The sequence below is a fragment of the Winogradskya consettensis genome (assembly GCF_018332715.1).
Lineage (GTDB): Bacteria > Actinomycetota > Actinomycetes > Mycobacteriales > Micromonosporaceae > Actinoplanes > Actinoplanes consettensis.
In genome coordinates, this window is the sequence record NZ_BOQP01000071.1 from 15487 (window position 1) to 28996 (window position 13510).

Annotated in this window: 21 protein-coding genes; all 21 read right to left on the minus strand. The window is 70.3% G+C overall.

Annotation, left to right across the window (positions count from 1 at the left end; translation table 11 throughout):
- Positions 1-35: 35 nt before the first annotated feature.
- The 21 genes from Aco04nite_RS46455 to Aco04nite_RS46550 all read right to left on the minus strand — a co-directional run bounded on the left by Aco04nite_RS46455 (position 36) and on the right by Aco04nite_RS46550 (position 13024).
- A complete protein-coding gene (locus Aco04nite_RS46455; RefSeq protein ID WP_213003575.1) occupies positions 36-275 on the minus strand; it encodes a hypothetical protein in 240 nt (79 codons plus the stop codon).
- Positions 276-279: 4 nt separating this feature from the next.
- Positions 280-894, minus strand: coding sequence for a nucleoside triphosphate pyrophosphohydrolase family protein (locus tag Aco04nite_RS46460; protein ID WP_213003576.1), 615 nt, complete (start codon positions 892-894; stop codon positions 280-282).
- Positions 895-929: 35 nt separating this feature from the next.
- Positions 930-2774 carry a DNA polymerase gene (locus Aco04nite_RS46465; RefSeq protein ID WP_213003577.1) on the minus strand — a complete coding sequence of 615 codons (1845 nt, stop codon included), beginning with the start codon at positions 2772-2774 and terminating at the stop codon, positions 930-932.
- A complete protein-coding gene (locus Aco04nite_RS46470; protein ID WP_213003578.1) occupies positions 2771-3037 on the minus strand; it encodes a hypothetical protein in 267 nt (88 codons plus the stop codon). The genes Aco04nite_RS46465 and Aco04nite_RS46470 overlap by 4 nt, the downstream gene beginning before the upstream one ends.
- A complete protein-coding gene (locus Aco04nite_RS46475; protein ID WP_213003579.1) occupies positions 3034-3267 on the minus strand; it encodes a hypothetical protein in 234 nt (77 codons plus the stop codon). Before Aco04nite_RS46475 ends, Aco04nite_RS46470 begins: the two co-directional genes overlap by 4 nt.
- Positions 3267-4112 (minus strand): hypothetical protein, encoded by an 846-nt coding sequence (locus Aco04nite_RS46480; protein ID WP_213003580.1) that lies wholly within the window; start codon positions 4110-4112, stop codon positions 3267-3269. The genes Aco04nite_RS46475 and Aco04nite_RS46480 overlap by 1 nt, the downstream gene beginning before the upstream one ends.
- Positions 4113-4196: 84 nt before the next feature.
- Positions 4197-4928, minus strand: coding sequence for a DNA methylase (locus tag Aco04nite_RS46485; protein ID WP_244876797.1), 732 nt, complete (start codon positions 4926-4928; stop codon positions 4197-4199).
- Positions 4895-5092, minus strand: a complete 198-nt coding sequence (locus tag Aco04nite_RS46490; RefSeq protein ID WP_213003581.1) for a hypothetical protein — start codon at positions 5090-5092, stop codon at positions 4895-4897. The genes Aco04nite_RS46485 and Aco04nite_RS46490 overlap by 34 nt, the downstream gene beginning before the upstream one ends.
- Positions 5089-5439, minus strand: coding sequence for a hypothetical protein (locus Aco04nite_RS46495; RefSeq protein WP_213003582.1), 351 nt, complete (start codon positions 5437-5439; stop codon positions 5089-5091). Before Aco04nite_RS46495 ends, Aco04nite_RS46490 begins: the two co-directional genes overlap by 4 nt.
- Positions 5440-5812: 373 nt before the next feature.
- Positions 5813-7849 carry an ATP-binding protein gene (locus tag Aco04nite_RS46500; protein ID WP_244876798.1) on the minus strand — a complete coding sequence of 679 codons (2037 nt, stop codon included), beginning with the start codon at positions 7847-7849 and terminating at the stop codon, positions 5813-5815.
- Positions 7849-8208, minus strand: a complete 360-nt coding sequence (locus Aco04nite_RS46505; protein WP_244876799.1) for a hypothetical protein — start codon at positions 8206-8208, stop codon at positions 7849-7851. The genes Aco04nite_RS46500 and Aco04nite_RS46505 overlap by 1 nt, the downstream gene beginning before the upstream one ends.
- Before the next feature lie 16 nt (positions 8209-8224).
- Positions 8225-8689, minus strand: a complete 465-nt coding sequence (locus tag Aco04nite_RS46510; RefSeq protein WP_244876800.1) for a Pycsar system effector family protein — start codon at positions 8687-8689, stop codon at positions 8225-8227.
- A gap of 143 nt (positions 8690-8832) precedes the next feature.
- Positions 8833-9363, minus strand: coding sequence for a hypothetical protein (locus Aco04nite_RS46515; RefSeq protein WP_213003583.1), 531 nt, complete (start codon positions 9361-9363; stop codon positions 8833-8835).
- A gap of 88 nt (positions 9364-9451) precedes the next feature.
- A complete protein-coding gene (locus Aco04nite_RS46520) occupies positions 9452-9970 on the minus strand; it encodes a single-stranded DNA-binding protein (protein ID WP_213003634.1) in 519 nt (172 codons plus the stop codon).
- 84 nt (positions 9971-10054) lie between these two features.
- Positions 10055-10189: a hypothetical protein gene (locus Aco04nite_RS49890; RefSeq protein ID WP_280519499.1), complete on the minus strand. Its 135-nt coding sequence runs from the start codon at positions 10187-10189 to the stop codon at positions 10055-10057.
- The gene (locus tag Aco04nite_RS46525; protein WP_213003584.1) at positions 10186-10326 is read right to left on the minus strand and encodes a hypothetical protein; all 141 of its coding nucleotides are present in this window, start codon (positions 10324-10326) and stop codon (positions 10186-10188) included. Before Aco04nite_RS46525 ends, Aco04nite_RS49890 begins: the two co-directional genes overlap by 4 nt.
- A 104-nt stretch (positions 10327-10430) precedes the next feature.
- Positions 10431-11822: a hypothetical protein gene (locus Aco04nite_RS46530; protein ID WP_213003585.1), complete on the minus strand. Its 1392-nt coding sequence runs from the start codon at positions 11820-11822 to the stop codon at positions 10431-10433.
- A complete protein-coding gene (locus tag Aco04nite_RS46535) occupies positions 11819-12184 on the minus strand; it encodes a hypothetical protein (protein WP_213003586.1) in 366 nt (121 codons plus the stop codon). Before Aco04nite_RS46535 ends, Aco04nite_RS46530 begins: the two co-directional genes overlap by 4 nt.
- Complete coding sequence (locus tag Aco04nite_RS46540; RefSeq protein WP_213003587.1) at positions 12181-12411, minus strand: hypothetical protein; 231 nt, start codon at positions 12409-12411, stop codon at positions 12181-12183. The genes Aco04nite_RS46535 and Aco04nite_RS46540 overlap by 4 nt, the downstream gene beginning before the upstream one ends.
- Positions 12408-12779: an RRQRL motif-containing zinc-binding protein gene (locus Aco04nite_RS46545; protein ID WP_213003588.1), complete on the minus strand. Its 372-nt coding sequence runs from the start codon at positions 12777-12779 to the stop codon at positions 12408-12410. The genes Aco04nite_RS46540 and Aco04nite_RS46545 overlap by 4 nt, the downstream gene beginning before the upstream one ends.
- Positions 12779-13024 (minus strand): DUF6284 family protein, encoded by a 246-nt coding sequence (locus Aco04nite_RS46550; protein WP_213003589.1) that lies wholly within the window; start codon positions 13022-13024, stop codon positions 12779-12781. The genes Aco04nite_RS46545 and Aco04nite_RS46550 overlap by 1 nt, the downstream gene beginning before the upstream one ends.
- Positions 13025-13510 lie beyond the last annotated feature (486 nt).

Below are 13510 nucleotides of genomic sequence, written 5' to 3' on the forward strand. Positions count from 1 at the left end.
ATCGCGTGCAGCTCGACGCCGCCGGCGTGCAGCGATCAGGCGGCGATGTCAGCGCCGTACGGAAACTCGACGCTTGCGGCGTCACCGGTGGCGTCGAGCTTGATGACCAGCCCGTATGCCTCGACGGTCTCGATCCCGACGTGGGACATGGCGACGTCCACGGCGTAGATCGACCAGGGCTCGGGCTCGATCACGGCAACGATCGTGTCGATCTTCTTGTGCTGTGACTTGGGCAGGATTTCGGCCAGCTCGCTGCGTAGTTCGTCGGCGGTCACGGGCTCAGTGGTCGGCCAGGGTGCGGCCGCCGTGCTGGTAGGGCCGGGTGCGGTTGTAGGTGATCTTCCGTTCGTATTCGGCGGTCAGGTCGAGGCCGAAGTGCTCGCAGGTCGCGATCAGGGCGCGCAGCAGATACGCGGCGTCGTCGGCGAGCTTGGTCGACCCGAGGTGCGCGGTCAGCAGGTGCAGCCACGCAATCCAGTCGCCGAAAGAGATCAAGTAAGGCCCGTCGACCGGGAAGACATCGGCCAGGGTCAGATCACGCTCGAACGGCCGGACACCGCACACGTCGCAGGTGTCGAGCAGCCGGATCAGGACGTCGGCGAACTCGCTACCAACCCCCTCGGGCTTGGCCGGCCGGTAGCCCTGGAAGATCGGCGCCTCGCACATCGCCGCGTGCGTCCAGATCTCCTCGCGCTTGCCGGTGGCGTCATCGAGCCGGTGGTCTCGGTACGCCTCCAGCGCCTCGGACAGCTCGCTGTGCAGCAGCGCGACGTAATCGCCGAAGCTGGTGGCGCCGAGGCCGCCATCGGCGGTCCGCCAACCCTTCTCGATGTTGACCGCGCGGATCTCGGCGGTCATCTGCTCGATCGTCTTCTCGTCGTTTGCGTGGCTCATGAACCAGACCTTTCAAAGATCGTTTACAGGGTTGATCAGGCGGCAGCCGCAAGCCGGTCGCCGCTGGTGGGAAGAGGAACGACGTCGGCGACCTGTCCGCCCCAGCGCGGGCCGATAATCTCGGGATCAGCCTCGATCGGCACGCCGCGAAAGGAGGTCGTCATGGCCGCGAGTAGCGCGCGGCGGGCGTCCTCGGCCAGCTCGGCGGGGACCTGTAGGACGATTTCGTCGTGGATGATCGCCCATAGGTACGGGTGCCAGCCGTCGAGCGCGCACAGCCGGTACAGGGACTCGACGAGCAGGTCCCGGGCGGTGGACTGGATGGCGTAGTTGCTGTTCGCGTACGTCCGTGTCGGGTCGGCGGGGATCCGCCGGCGGGCGGCGTTGCGGACCGGGTCGCGCTCGGCCATCGCCGTACCGAATGCGGTGATCCGTGGGTAGGCCCGTTTGAACCGCTGCACGACGTCGCGGGCCGTGTCGACCGAGACCCCGGTCTGTTTGGCCAGGCCCGGGGCGCCGCCACCGTAGATCGTGCCAAACGTGGCCCGCTTGCCGAGCGTGCGTTGGGCCTTGGTCCATCCGGGGCCGAACATCAGCCGGGCGGTGTTGTCGTGGATGTCGGTCCCGGCCCGGATGACCTCAATCAGCCGGGGTTCGTTGGCCAGGGCTGCGGCGACGCGGACCTCGACGGCCTTGAAGTCGCAGCCCACCAGCACCATGCCCGGCTCGGCCACGAAACAGCCCCGTAGCCGCGGGTCGTCCTTCTTGAACGTCTGCATGGCCGGCCACTTCACCGACATGCGGCCGGTATGCGCGGCCAGGGTGCGGCAGTCCGGATGCACCCGGCCGTCGGCGTCGGCGAAGCCGGGGAACCGGGCCAGGTTCGTGGCGAAGTTCCCCGTCTCGGCCATCCGCGTCGTGAGCGTGAGCATCCGGCCGACGTCCCCGCCCGGGTAGCGGACGAGCAGGTCCGGCAGGGCATCCTTGCTGGACAGCGACGGCCGTCCGGCGTCGGTGAAGTGCCGGAACTCCACGCCCCGTTCGGCGAGCCAGTCCAGGCGTTTTGGGCTGGTGGCCTTGCACCCCATCAGCGCCTCAAGCTCGGCGCGGGCCGCCGAGTTGGCCTGCTCGAACTCCTCACGCAGCGCATGGGTGTAGTCGAGGTCGAGCCGGATCCCGCGGATCTGCAATGCCGTGGTCTGTGCGGCCAGCCACAGCTCGGCCGCGGGTAGATACCCGAGGTCGCCGAGCTGCCCGAGCAGCACGTCGAGCAGTCGCCGCACGTAGATGGCGTCGAGGCCGGCGTACACGACGTACGGTTCGGCGTCGATCGGCACGTGCGACCAGCCGTAGAGCGTCGGCCGGCCGCCCGCGCGCTGCCCGACCGGGGCGAGCGCACGGAACAGGGCGTACAGGTCGTCCTCGGCGCGTTTGAGGCCGTCGTCGAGGTGCCGCTCGGTCAGCGACTTGAGCCCGTGATCAGCGGTCACGCCCGGTTCGAGCAGGCAGGCCAGCACGTGGGTGTCGATCGCCCGGAGGCCGAGCGGGATACCGAAGGCGGCCCACACGGCGAGGACGTCGAAGTTCGTGTGCGAGACGAACCGGCACCGCGGGTCGCCGAGCAGACCCTCGATCATCCGGCGCTGTTCGGGGTCGGCGGCGCGCAGCACCATCGCCTGATCGGCGGTGGCGACCTGCACAAGCCTCACCCCGAAGGCCGGGCCAAAGAACCGCGGGCCGCCCTCGTCGATCGGCGTGGTCTCCACATCGAGACCGAACAGCGTCGCCGAGGCGGCGAACCGGGCGAACTCGGCCGGGTCCGGATCGGCTACGACCCGCACCGGCCGGCCGCACACCTGCCGGACGTAGATGTTGCTCACGCCGTCACCTCGCCCGGGAAGCAGGCGGGGCAGGCCATCACGAACCCGGCCGGCGCCCGGTACACGTGCTCGGTGCCGCACCGCACGCACACCGGCGGCACCGTTGGGGCGAGCAGGCCAGTCAGCCAGCCCATTGCGCCGGCTACCGCCTCATTAACCGGTCCGGTGTCGCGCAGGGCGGCGACGACTGCGTCCTCTGGTGGCCGTTGCGGTTCGGGCTCGGGCAGTTCGAACAGCGCCAGGACTTCGACCGCGCTGCTCATGCGGTGTCCCCGGGCACCGCCTCGATGCGGCTCGCTGTGCCGCCACGCGCCTGATCGAGCAGGTCGAGAACCAGGTTGAACGCCCAGCCATCGAGCGCCGGATTTGGCTGCGGACCGGGCATGTCTGGCCCGAGGCGCAGATGCGCCGGGATAGGCAGGCCACACACGCGGCAGACGCCCGTGGTGCCCCGGCCGATACAGCCAGCGCAGGCCGTGGTCAGCGTGGTCATCAGGCGACCTGCCGTCCGGGGCGCGCGGTGGCCTCGATCTCGGCGAGCGTGCTCATGGCGTTACGCAGGTGGCGCCGCACCGCCGAGAGGTCGGGGGTGATTCGATCGAGGTCAGCGAGCAGACGCCGGCGGGCGACGCCGCCGTAGTCGAAGGTGTTGAGGTGCAGCAGGCAGCGCCGGTCGAGGCGCTTAGCGAACGCGTCGTGCCAGCCGGCGAGCACGGGTATGACGCGGCCGGTGATGTGGTTCAGCCCACGCACGATCGTGACGGCTTGCTCGGCGTCGAGGATGTCGGGCAGCTTGCGGGGTTCGGTATCGAGCAGCCGCCCGACACGATAGGCGGCATCGGACGCTCCCCAGCCCACCCCGTTGCCCTGCTCGGGGTACAGGCTGGAGCCGTTGACACATTGCAGTGCGGTCCCGCGCGGCCCGCGATAAATCTCGAAGCCGACGCAATCCGGGTCACACGAGCAGTCGCTGAGCAGCACGTAGCGGCCGTGGTATTCGGTCAAGCCGCCCGCGTACTGGACGGGTTCGCCCTCGGTGATCAGGTCACCGGCCTGACCGGCCGCGTCGAACAGGTGGAAGCCGAGGGTGCCGGCGGTCCGGGCGGCGTCGTCGAGGTCGACCGACGCGACAGCCCAACGACGCTCAGCCCGGTTGCGGCGACCGGCGATCGACGCGGGCGGGTTGACCTTGTCGTCGACCGTAGCGATAGCCGATCCCAGACCGACGACAACCTGCGCGCAGGCGCGCAGGATCGACTGCCGATCCAACGCGGTGTGGATCCGGTCCGGGTCTGCAGTGAAGGTGCTCAACGGGCCGGTGATGAGACGAGTGTTCATGATCGTCATGGGTTCGGGACTCCAATCCACTCAGGATTGCTGGGAGGCGAGGTGCGATCGACGTTGAACACGGCGAATTGGCCATCACGCGGCCCGCAGGGCTGCCGGCGCCGGGCGGTTGGTTACTCGGTCGCAGAGCTGCCGGCCGATGTACTCGGCGAAGACGGGCGGGATGCACTCGCGCAGCCCGTCCCGGTTCATCCACGGCACGCCAAGGTCGTCGCGGATGTAGCTGACGCCGGAGAAGTTGCCGACCGCGTGGTACCACTGGCCCGGCTGCACAGGGCGCCCCATCTTGATGGTGGGCTTCTCATGGACCGGGTGGGCCGGAACGGCGATCGGCAGGTTGCTCTCGAAATGCCGGTGCCGGTAGGTATGCAGGCCGGGGAACATGGCGCCGCACAGCTCGACCGGGTTGATCAGCGGGTCGTCGTCCTCGCCCTCGGGCGGCACGTTCTCGATCACGTACGGCAGACCGGTGGCCTGCAACAGCACCCGGGTGGGAGCGATCAAAGCGGGGTGTACCCGGCCGCGGATCTTCTGGCACCTGGTCCGGCGCTGGCACGGCGGCGACGCCGTGACCAGCACGTACTCGTGAATCTCGCCGGAGACGATGAGGTGCCGCAGGTAGGCCAGGGCATCGGCCTGCACGAACCGGAACGGGTAGCGGGGTTGCGGGTCTTTGTCGACGCCGGTGACGTCGTACCCGGCCGCGGTCAGGCCGGCCGAGGCGCCGCCCTGGCAGCAGTACAGATCCAGCGCCCGGGGCCTGCCCGGCCCGGTCATCGACGGCGGTCCTGACTTGCCCAGAGCCATTCCTTGGCCTCCTCACGGAGCCCGGTCAGCAGCCCCTCGGCAACCTTGAATCCGTTGGTGTCGGTGGCCGCGACCGCGTCGAACTCGCGGGTGTCGTCGCCGACCTGCACGGTGATGTGGACGCTGACCGGGGTCCCGGGCTGCGGCTGTCCGGGGATGGTCATCGCAGCCACCAGACGGCCGTGCCCAGCAGCCCGGCCAGAGCGACCACCGCGGCGGCGACCGCGGTGCGGGGCAGCCCGGCGCGGATCTCCCACCGATAGCGGCGGGCGAGCCAGATCGCGACGGTCAGAACGGCGGCGATGACGGCGAGGGCGGTCAGCCGGGGCAGCCACCAGACGGCGGTCCGGATCGTGACCCAGACGGCGACGGCGACGGCGACGAGGATGAGCAGGGTCGGCAGGACCCGGCGGACAAACCAGTTGATGATCTCGAAGGCGGCGAACCAGCGCCAGAGGCGGCGGCCGAATTCGTAGGCCGCGCCGCGGCGGGCCAGGCGGAACCATGACATGGCGTGAGGTCACTTTCTGTGAAGCGTCCGGGGATTTCACGGATTTCACTTCACGGACTTCACGGAGGCTTGTGCGCGCGCACGCGCACGCATAGACGCACCTGACGGGCGTCCGCGTGAAGCGCGTGAAGTCCGTGAAGTGCGTGAAGTACGCGCCCGCACCCGTAACGCATCGTGACGGGTACGGGCGCGTGTGGAGGGTGCGGTCAGTCGCCGACGCAGCGGCGGCAGCCGCGGGCGCCCGGCCGGAAGTGGCGCGGTTTGCGGTGTACCCGGCAGTACGGGCAGCGAATCGCCAAGACCCGCGGGGTGCGGGACGCGGGCCGCCAGGCGGCGGCCTGCCGGACCCGGGCGCCGAGCCCGGCGAGGGCGGTCATGCGGCGGCCCCGGCGAGCGCGGGCTCGGCGTCCGGACCGGGAACGAGGATGTCGTAGACGCCCTTGTCCCCGGTGCGCGAGAGCAGCGCCTCGGGTCCCTGGCAGAGCTCCTTGAGGATTTTGCTCAGGGTGGGCGGCTTGAGCCCGGTCTCGCCGACCACCCCGACCAGCGGGGCGAACTGCGAGTGCCGACAGGTGCGGTGCCCCTGCTCGGCGGCGGACAGGATCATCCGCCGGACCATCGCCCGGACCTCGGACGGGCTGTACTGCCGCCCGCCTTGCGGTTCCAGGTCCAGGGGGATCCGGGTCCGGCTCGGGATGGTGATCGGCTCGTACGGGTCGCCGCCCTCGTCCGGCAGGCACTCCGGGTCACGTGCCGGGGGCGCGCACTCGGTGTCCTTGTCGGCTTCCGGGTCGTCGCCCTCGTCCTTGCCCGGCGTGACCACACTGGTGGAGGCCGCCGCGGGCTCCCGTACGGCGGCAGGCGGCGGGGTGGCGACGGTGGCGCCGTGCGGTGCCTCGCCGATCGAGGCGAGGTAGGCGATCAGTTCGGCGACCAGCTCGTCCCGGTCGATCTTGAAGGTGCGGCCGGGAAGCGACCAGTCCTCGGGGTCGGTGCCGGGCAGCTCGGCGTACAGGGCGCCGGGCTTGCGGTTCTTCCACGACGGGTCGGCGCCGGCCTCGATGGTCTCCTCGGACAGCAGCCGGGCGGCCTCGGCGATGTCACGCACGCCCATGACGATCACGCCGCCGATGGTGGAGCGCACCGAGGTGGGCAGCCGGTCACCGGTGGCGCGCTGCTGGCCGAGCAGCACGAAGATCCCGACGGAGCGGACCGACTCGGCCAGCTCGACCATGGTGTCCTCACTCTCGATGAACTTCGACGCCTCGTCCACGATCACGACCCGGAACTTCGGGCACTTGGTGCACCCGGCGATCCACTGGTCGTGGCCGTGGCCGCCGATCTGCGCGGCCCGGCGGGCGACCTCGGCGACCATGCCGTCGAGGTACCGCTCGCCTTCGGCCTGGTCGTGGATCATGACGTGCATGGCGTCGCGGAACGCCTTCGGCAACTGGAGTCCCTTGCGGCCGTCGATGTAGACGACCTCGGCATCGACGCGCGAGCGGGCCTCGCAGGCCAGTTCGAGCTGCAATGCGGTCTTGCCAGATCCGGAGGCGCCGAGCAGGACCAGCACGCCGATCGCGTTGCGTTCGGCCTTCGGGTCGCCTGGCAGGATCAGCGGCACGATCGAGCCGGTCTGATAGACGGCGAGCCGGATCGGCTCGGCGATCGAGCGGCCCGGGGCGGACAGGCCAGGCCACACGGGCGGGTTCTCCAGCATGTCCACCGGGGAGATCTCCATCCGCCCTACCCGCGGGGTGTCGCGGTTCGGGACCATCCGCACGCCACCGACCGGTACGTCCATGGCGGAGGCGATGGCGGTGCGGACTTCCTTCTTCTGCAGATCGCCGAAGTTGGCGCCGTGGACCATCTCGGTGTGGGTGACGATCCGGCCGTCGATCATCTTCGGCTTGCCGGTCTTGCCGATGTCCTGCAATTCGCGCACCCGGTCGCCGAGTTCGCCGAACACGCCGGCCCGTTGGTCGGTGCCGTCGCCGCGCAGCAGCTTGGTCACCGCGAGCAGCAGTGACGTGGTGACCATGACGATCAGGTAGACCATCACGGCGTCGAACGACCAGGGGCGGAAGGTGAGCACGAACAGCCCGCCGCACGAACAGGCCGACATCAGCAGCGACGCGACCCTTAGCTCGATCTTGCGGGCGCGGCCGACACCCCAGGTGCACCATACGATCAGCGCGGAGCACAGCACGATCAGCCCGGCGCGCCAGGCGGCCTCCCACACGGTGGGGTTGGCGTAGGCGCCCCACATCCGCGACAGGACGCCGGCGAGGATGAGGTTGCCGATCGCGGCGGCAGGCGGGATGACATACGGCAGCGGGTTGCCGCGGACTTCGTAGGAGGCGCCCCGGGCGGCGTCCATCCCGCCTCGGGAGCGGGTCTGGCGGGCCATCAGGCGGCCTTGCCGGGCTTACGGCCGCGGATGTTGAAGTCCGTGGCGCCGGGCTGCTCGTCGTCGAGGGCGATCAGGAACGCCTCGAACCGGTTGCGGCAGACCCGGGCGTACGCGGCGACGGCCAGCATCTCGTCAGCGGAGCGGATCAGCGGCCGGGCGACCTGCCGACCCCAGAACTTCGCGCGCATCCGGGACAGGCCCTGCCGGCGCCCGTAACGCTCGATCTTCATACGGATCAGGCCGGCCAGTTCGTCGATCTCGTCGTGTCCGGCGATCCCGACGTTGCGGATGCCTTCGAGCAGGTCGAGCAGGTCGGCGTCGTCCTTGATGTCAAGGTCGGGAAACAAACGCGCCATCAGGCAGTCCTTTCGGTCAGAGCAGGGCGGCGAGGGCCGCGGTCAGGGTTACGCCGGCAAGCGCGGCGAGCAGCAGATCGACGGCGAGCTGCACCCGCCGGTACTTGCCGAACGCCGCCCGCGACAGCCCCGCGAGCGCGTCGAGCAGTAGTGCCGTGTGTTGGTGCTCGGTGAGGGCGGCGAACTCCGCGCCGAGATCGGCGGGGGCGAGTTGGGCGTAGTGCACGAACCCGTGGTCACCGTCGAGGTTCGGGCGGATCGCCAGCGCCAGGACCGCCACTGCCGCGGCGATCAGCCCCGTACTGATCCACCCGGTGGCGACCGCCGGGCCGGGCAGATGGGCACGGGTGAAGACGGCCAGGGCGACGGTGAAGGCGGTACCGGCCAAGGCCAGCAGCGTCCCGGCCTTGGCGTCCACGCGGGCCAGCTCGGCCCGCACGGTCTGGGTCGCGTCGCCGACCGGCGACGGCTCCATGGTCATGGACCAACTCCCTTGCAGGACAACGAAAAAAGGGGCGGTCGGCACACGGATACTGCTGTGTGCCGACCGCCCCTCAGATGAGGTCAGCGGGTCGGATGGAACACGAGAACACACCGCCGCCGGGCGGGCCTTCCTGCGAACGATCAGTTGCGCTCGCAGTAGAGCTGCCCGGCCCGGGTGGCGCGGACGGTGACGGCGTTGATCCACAGTTCGGCGCCGCCGGGCAGCACGAGTTTCGCGCTGTTGGCCCAGCGTTGATGAGCGTCGCCGAGGTCGATCGGGTCGTCCTCGGTCAGTGCGTGGATCATGCCCTCGCGGGCGAGCTTGGCAACGTCGTCGAACAGGACCATGCCGAGCAGGTGGGGCAAAGTCACGCCGTGACGGAAACGGCCGACCACCCGCAGCACGCGGTGCGGGTCGTTCCAGTAGTAGGCCTCACCGGCCGGGGACAGGTACAGGAACATTTTCCTGCGGTAGGTCTTGATCAGACCGGGGGTGAGGTCGATCTGCTCACCGTCGAGCTTGGCGACGATCAGGCCACGTTCGGCGAGGTCGCACACCGATTCGGGACTGACGTCCTGCGCCTTCAGCATGCTGTGCAGCTGGGCTCGTTCGCCGCACAGGTACTTGAGGCGGCCCAGGACGCGCCACTGTTCGGGTTCGAGGGTTGTCATCAGGGGTGCACTCTCCGATTCCGTGTGGCCGGACAGGTGAGGGGTAGGGCCGGCCGCAGATCCGTTGCCACGGTCGGCGAAGTGGGGGTCAGAACGGCGGTTCGTCATCGGACGCGGCGCCGACCGTTGCCGGTACGGGCGCCGCGGACGTGGCGGGGGTTGACCACGGGTCGTCCTCGCGGGCCTGCGGGGCAGGATTCGAGATGCCCCCGCGGCCGCTAGAGCGGGTCGCCTTTGTGACCGCGGCGAACGCGTAGCGCAGCGAGGGGCCGATCTCGTCCACTTCGAGTTCGTAGACGGTGCGTTTCTCGCCTTCACGGGTCTCGTACGAGCGCTGCCGCAGCCTGCCTTGCACGATGACCCGTGTCCCGCGCTTCAGCGACTCGTGGACGTGCTCGGCCGCTTCGCGCCAGATGTTGCAGGCCAGGAACAGCGGGTCGCCGTCACGCCACTCACCGGTGGTCCGGTCGAGTGTGCGTGGGGTGGAGGCGATCCGGAATTTCGCGACCGCGGCCCCGGAGGGGGTGTAGCGCAGTTCGGGGTCGTCGGTGAGGTTTCCGACGATGGTGACGGTGGTTTCACCGGCCACGATGTGGCCCTCCTTCACAAACGGCGCCAGCTCGGATGCTGGCGGCCACCGCACGAAACCAACCCACCCGAGTGCCGGGCCGGTTGGTTTCGGCGGAAGCCGTCAGGCCGCGGCCTGACGTGCCCGGATCCGGGCTGCGGCCTGCTCGTGCAGGACCCGCCGGGCGGCCTCCCGGGTGGCCAGCCGTAGCGCCAGGTTCGGCGGCGGGGGCGGCGGGGCGGCCTGTTCGGCGGTCACTGCCCGGCCGGCTTCGCGGCCTGGGCCGCGCGGCGGGCGTCGGCGAGGTCTTGTGCCATGCGCTGCGCGGCGAGCCGGGTGTTGCGGGTGCGGGCCTGAACGTCGGCGTGCTGTTGGTTGAGCTGCTGATCGGACATAATCAGGGCCTCCCTCAGAGGTTCCCCTCGTGGGGGTTGATGGGGTGGGAGACCGGCGGCACAGCACATTGCTTGCAGGCTTGGGGCTGTGCCGCCGGGCGTATCTACCGGCCGGGGTTCAGGTACTCGTCGATGTGCTGCGACGCGATCCGGCGGGCGATCCGGCGGGGGACGTCGGCGGCGCGGTTGGCGTCGTAGGCGCGAGCCCATCGGCGGGCCAGGTCGAGACCGGCCTCCGCGTCACTGATGGAGTGATCGAGGCTGATCAGCCAGGCCCGGCGGGTCTGCGGGAACAGGATGATCCAGCGCAGTAGCCGGTATTTCGAGGTGCGTCGTGATAGCCGCTTGGATTGCGGGGCGTCGTCCCACGTGTCCGGGGCGGCGTCGTCTTGGAGCTTGACCCACCACAGGATCAGACCGACCACGGTCGCCGCGCCAAACACCAGGCCGAGCTTGTCGCCGGTGTGCGCGACGTTGGTGTAGACCGCGAAAGCACCGAGCAGCGCGGCCAGCGCGAGGATCTTCCCGATCGGCTTGGCGGCGAGCCCGGCCAGACGCCGCCGGACCCGCCGGTTCGCCAGCAGCAGCAGGACCACCACGGACGGTTCGAGCATCCCCGGAACCAAGAACCGGGTGAAGCCGGTCATGCCGGCCCACTCCCCGAACTTGACCTGCCCGTATGCGGCCAGGAATCCGGCGATACCCGCCACCGTCCACGACGCCACATCCAACAGCAGGTCCCGGCCGGTACGCCCGGCAACGAGGCTGCCGATCACGGATCCGGCGGACCACGTGAGCATGAGCAGCACGGCGACGACCACGAACCCGCCGGCCAGGATCATCGATCCGGGCAACGCCTGTACGACGCTCAGCGGGGTGCGGACCGTAACCAGGATCGCCGCGGCCGTGATAGCGCTCGACAGCGTCAGGGCGACCACGGCGCCCGGCTTCGGTGCCCGGTGAACGTCCGGCGGCGGGGTCGTCGCGACGGGGCTGGATGTGGGCTCCGGTGCGGGTTCCGGCGTCGCGACGCTCGCCGGAACCGGGTCGGGCTCGGTGAGCGTCGCGGGCGGGTCGGGCTCGGGTGCCGAAGCCGGTGTCGCGACGGGTACGGGGTCCGTGTCGTGACGCGGCATCGGTTCCGGCTCGGGTTGTTCATCCGTGGCGACAACCTCGACCGGGTCCGGCTCGGCGGGCTCGGGATCCGGGTCGAGGTCGGTGAGCGCGTCGTCGGTGAGGGCGGGGACTTCGCCAGTGTCGGACATGCCCTGGTTGGCTCGGTAGCCATTGACCAGAGTGGACACGTACGGGCGGCGGGTCTCGATGCCGTACGCGGCGAGCCACTGCCGGACCGCGTCGGTGCGCGGGCCGGGGCCGTGCTCGCAGGCGTACCGGACCCGGTCGGTGATCGTGGTCAGCGCGTCGAGCGCGGCCGTGTGGACCGGGTCGACCTCGACCGTGGTGGGGTCGGGCGGGGCGAGCGTCGCGGTCGTCATCCGGTCACCGCCGTGGTGCCGGTCAGCGCGGCCAGCTCGGCACGCAGCCGGGCCAGCTCGGCCGCCTGTTCCCGTGCTACCGGGTCGGACACCTGCTGGAAGACGTCGATGCGCAGCGCGCCCCGGTAGCCGCCGGCGTCGTGGTGGTAGACACCGCCCGACATGTGGCGCGTGATGCCAGGTTTGCCCAGCAGTACGCCGGCGATCGCGTCGACGGCGGCCACGATCCCGTTGTCCGTGGTGCCGCGGGGCTGGACGGCGAGCGAGAGCGCGGGCGCCGCTATGTCCTTGCCGGCCAGGGTCTCGAAGTCGTCCGCAATGCGCCGCAGCTCGGCGGCGATCTCGGCGTAGGGGTCGGTCATCGCGGGGCCTCCGACCGGGCAAGCTGGGTGAGGAGGTCGCCCACCATGTCGGCCGGGATGAGACCGCGCTCGATCGCGGCGAGCTGGGCGAACTTCATCGCGATCCGCTCCCGGCCCTCGATCAGGGCGGCCCGCGTCGAGTGGTAGCTGTCGTCGTGGTTCTTCTTCTCGTTCATCTCGGATGCCTTGCGCAGCAGCGCGGCAGCCTCGTACAGGTAGTCGGTCATGCGGCAACCTCCGGGGACGCGCAGGTCAAGCACTCGCCGAGCGAGCGCGGGATGAAGTAGGGCCGCACGTGGCGGCAGGTCGAGCAGGTCCGGCGAGCGCGCATCGCCGCGGCCAGGGCCGTACGGACGGCCGGGGTCGCGGTGCGCTTCGGGCGGGCCAGGTCGAGCCGGTACAGGTACGCCACGCGTGTACCGCCCACACCGGCCCACAGGATCTGCGCGGCAGGCTCGTGGCCACCCGGGCAGAGACCCTGTTTGCGCAGTTGACGACGGGTGGCGTAACCGTCCGGGGCGCCTTCCCACCAGAAGGTGGGGATGCCGTGCCGAGTGCCCTCGGGATCCCAGAACGCGGCGCGTATCCGCGACATCAGGCCGCGGGCCGCAGCTCGGAACCCGACAGGGTCGGACGGACGGCGGTGCGGGTGAGCCGGGCCTCGCTGCGGCGCTTGCGCCGCCAGTCCAGCTCGTCCGGGCGCCGGTCCGCGGCGTACAGGGCCTCGATCTCGGCGTCCAGCTCGGCGAGGTCGGACTCGATCCGGGGCCACTCGGCCTCGATCGCAGCCAGGTCACTCGGCGACGGGCCGCCGGTCTCGGTCTCGAAGTCGATCGACATGAGTCGGGAAGTCCTTCCGGTCAGGCGGCCCGCGGCAGCCGGCGACGCCCGGAGCGTCGCGCGGGCTCGGCCCGGCAGGTCGCGCACTTGGTCTCGTCCGGCGTAAGCGGCGCCAGGGCCGTACAGGTCTTGCACGTGCGCCACACGGTGCTCTGACGTGCAGTGATGCTGACGATCGAAAAAAGTGCGGCCATGGTGATTACGCCTCCTAGCTCGATCGGAAAACTAGGGAATGGGTGCGAAGGACGCCCGGTGGACCGGCGCACCGCTACGGCGGCCGGCCCACTCGGAACGCGTCAAACTCGGCCTTCGGGCAGGCCGTTCGAGTCGAGCTAGGTCTACTTGTCCGCCGTCACGCGCTCACGCCGTCGCTCACCATCCGCAGTGCGTCGCGGGGATGTACGCCGGTCGCCTCATCGCATGTCCACCGCCGATGCCGACGGATACGGGACAGCCAGTGCTTTTCTGGCCGCTGAGCGGGGCCTA

Coding starts and splice junctions, on each gene's coding strand:
- Aco04nite_RS46545 (WP_213003588.1), bottom strand. CDS start 12,779: ATGTCGCGGATACGCGCCGCGTTCTGGGATCCCGAGGGCACTCGGCAC.
- Aco04nite_RS46530 (WP_213003585.1), bottom strand. CDS start 11,822: ATGACGACCGCGACGCTCGCCCCGCCCGACCCCACCACGGTCGAGGTC.
- Aco04nite_RS46540 (WP_213003587.1), bottom strand. CDS start 12,411: ATGACCGACTACCTGTACGAGGCTGCCGCGCTGCTGCGCAAGGCATCC.
- Aco04nite_RS46460 (WP_213003576.1), bottom strand. CDS start 894: ATGAGCCACGCAAACGACGAGAAGACGATCGAGCAGATGACCGCCGAG.
- Aco04nite_RS46505 (WP_244876799.1), bottom strand. CDS start 8,208: ATGGCGCGTTTGTTTCCCGACCTTGACATCAAGGACGACGCCGACCTG.
- Aco04nite_RS46480 (WP_213003580.1), bottom strand. CDS start 4,112: ATGAACACTCGTCTCATCACCGGCCCGTTGAGCACCTTCACTGCAGAC.
- Aco04nite_RS46525 (WP_213003584.1), bottom strand. CDS start 10,326: ATGTCCGATCAGCAGCTCAACCAACAGCACGCCGACGTTCAGGCCCGC.
- Aco04nite_RS46470 (WP_213003578.1), bottom strand. CDS start 3,037: ATGAGCAGCGCGGTCGAAGTCCTGGCGCTGTTCGAACTGCCCGAGCCC.
- Aco04nite_RS46515 (WP_213003583.1), bottom strand. CDS start 9,363: ATGACAACCCTCGAACCCGAACAGTGGCGCGTCCTGGGCCGCCTCAAG.
- Aco04nite_RS46510 (WP_244876800.1), bottom strand. CDS start 8,689: ATGACCATGGAGCCGTCGCCGGTCGGCGACGCGACCCAGACCGTGCGG.
- Aco04nite_RS46475 (WP_213003579.1), bottom strand. CDS start 3,267: ATGACCACGCTGACCACGGCCTGCGCTGGCTGTATCGGCCGGGGCACC.
- Aco04nite_RS46500 (WP_244876798.1), bottom strand. CDS start 7,849: ATGGCCCGCCAGACCCGCTCCCGAGGCGGGATGGACGCCGCCCGGGGC.
- Aco04nite_RS46550 (WP_213003589.1), bottom strand. CDS start 13,024: ATGTCGATCGACTTCGAGACCGAGACCGGCGGCCCGTCGCCGAGTGAC.
- Aco04nite_RS46495 (WP_213003582.1), bottom strand. CDS start 5,439: ATGTCATGGTTCCGCCTGGCCCGCCGCGGCGCGGCCTACGAATTCGGC.
- Aco04nite_RS46490 (WP_213003581.1), bottom strand. CDS start 5,092: ATGACCATCCCCGGACAGCCGCAGCCCGGGACCCCGGTCAGCGTCCAC.
- Aco04nite_RS46485 (WP_244876797.1), bottom strand. CDS start 4,928: ATGGCTCTGGGCAAGTCAGGACCGCCGTCGATGACCGGGCCGGGCAGG.
- Aco04nite_RS46535 (WP_213003586.1), bottom strand. CDS start 12,184: ATGACCGACCCCTACGCCGAGATCGCCGCCGAGCTGCGGCGCATTGCG.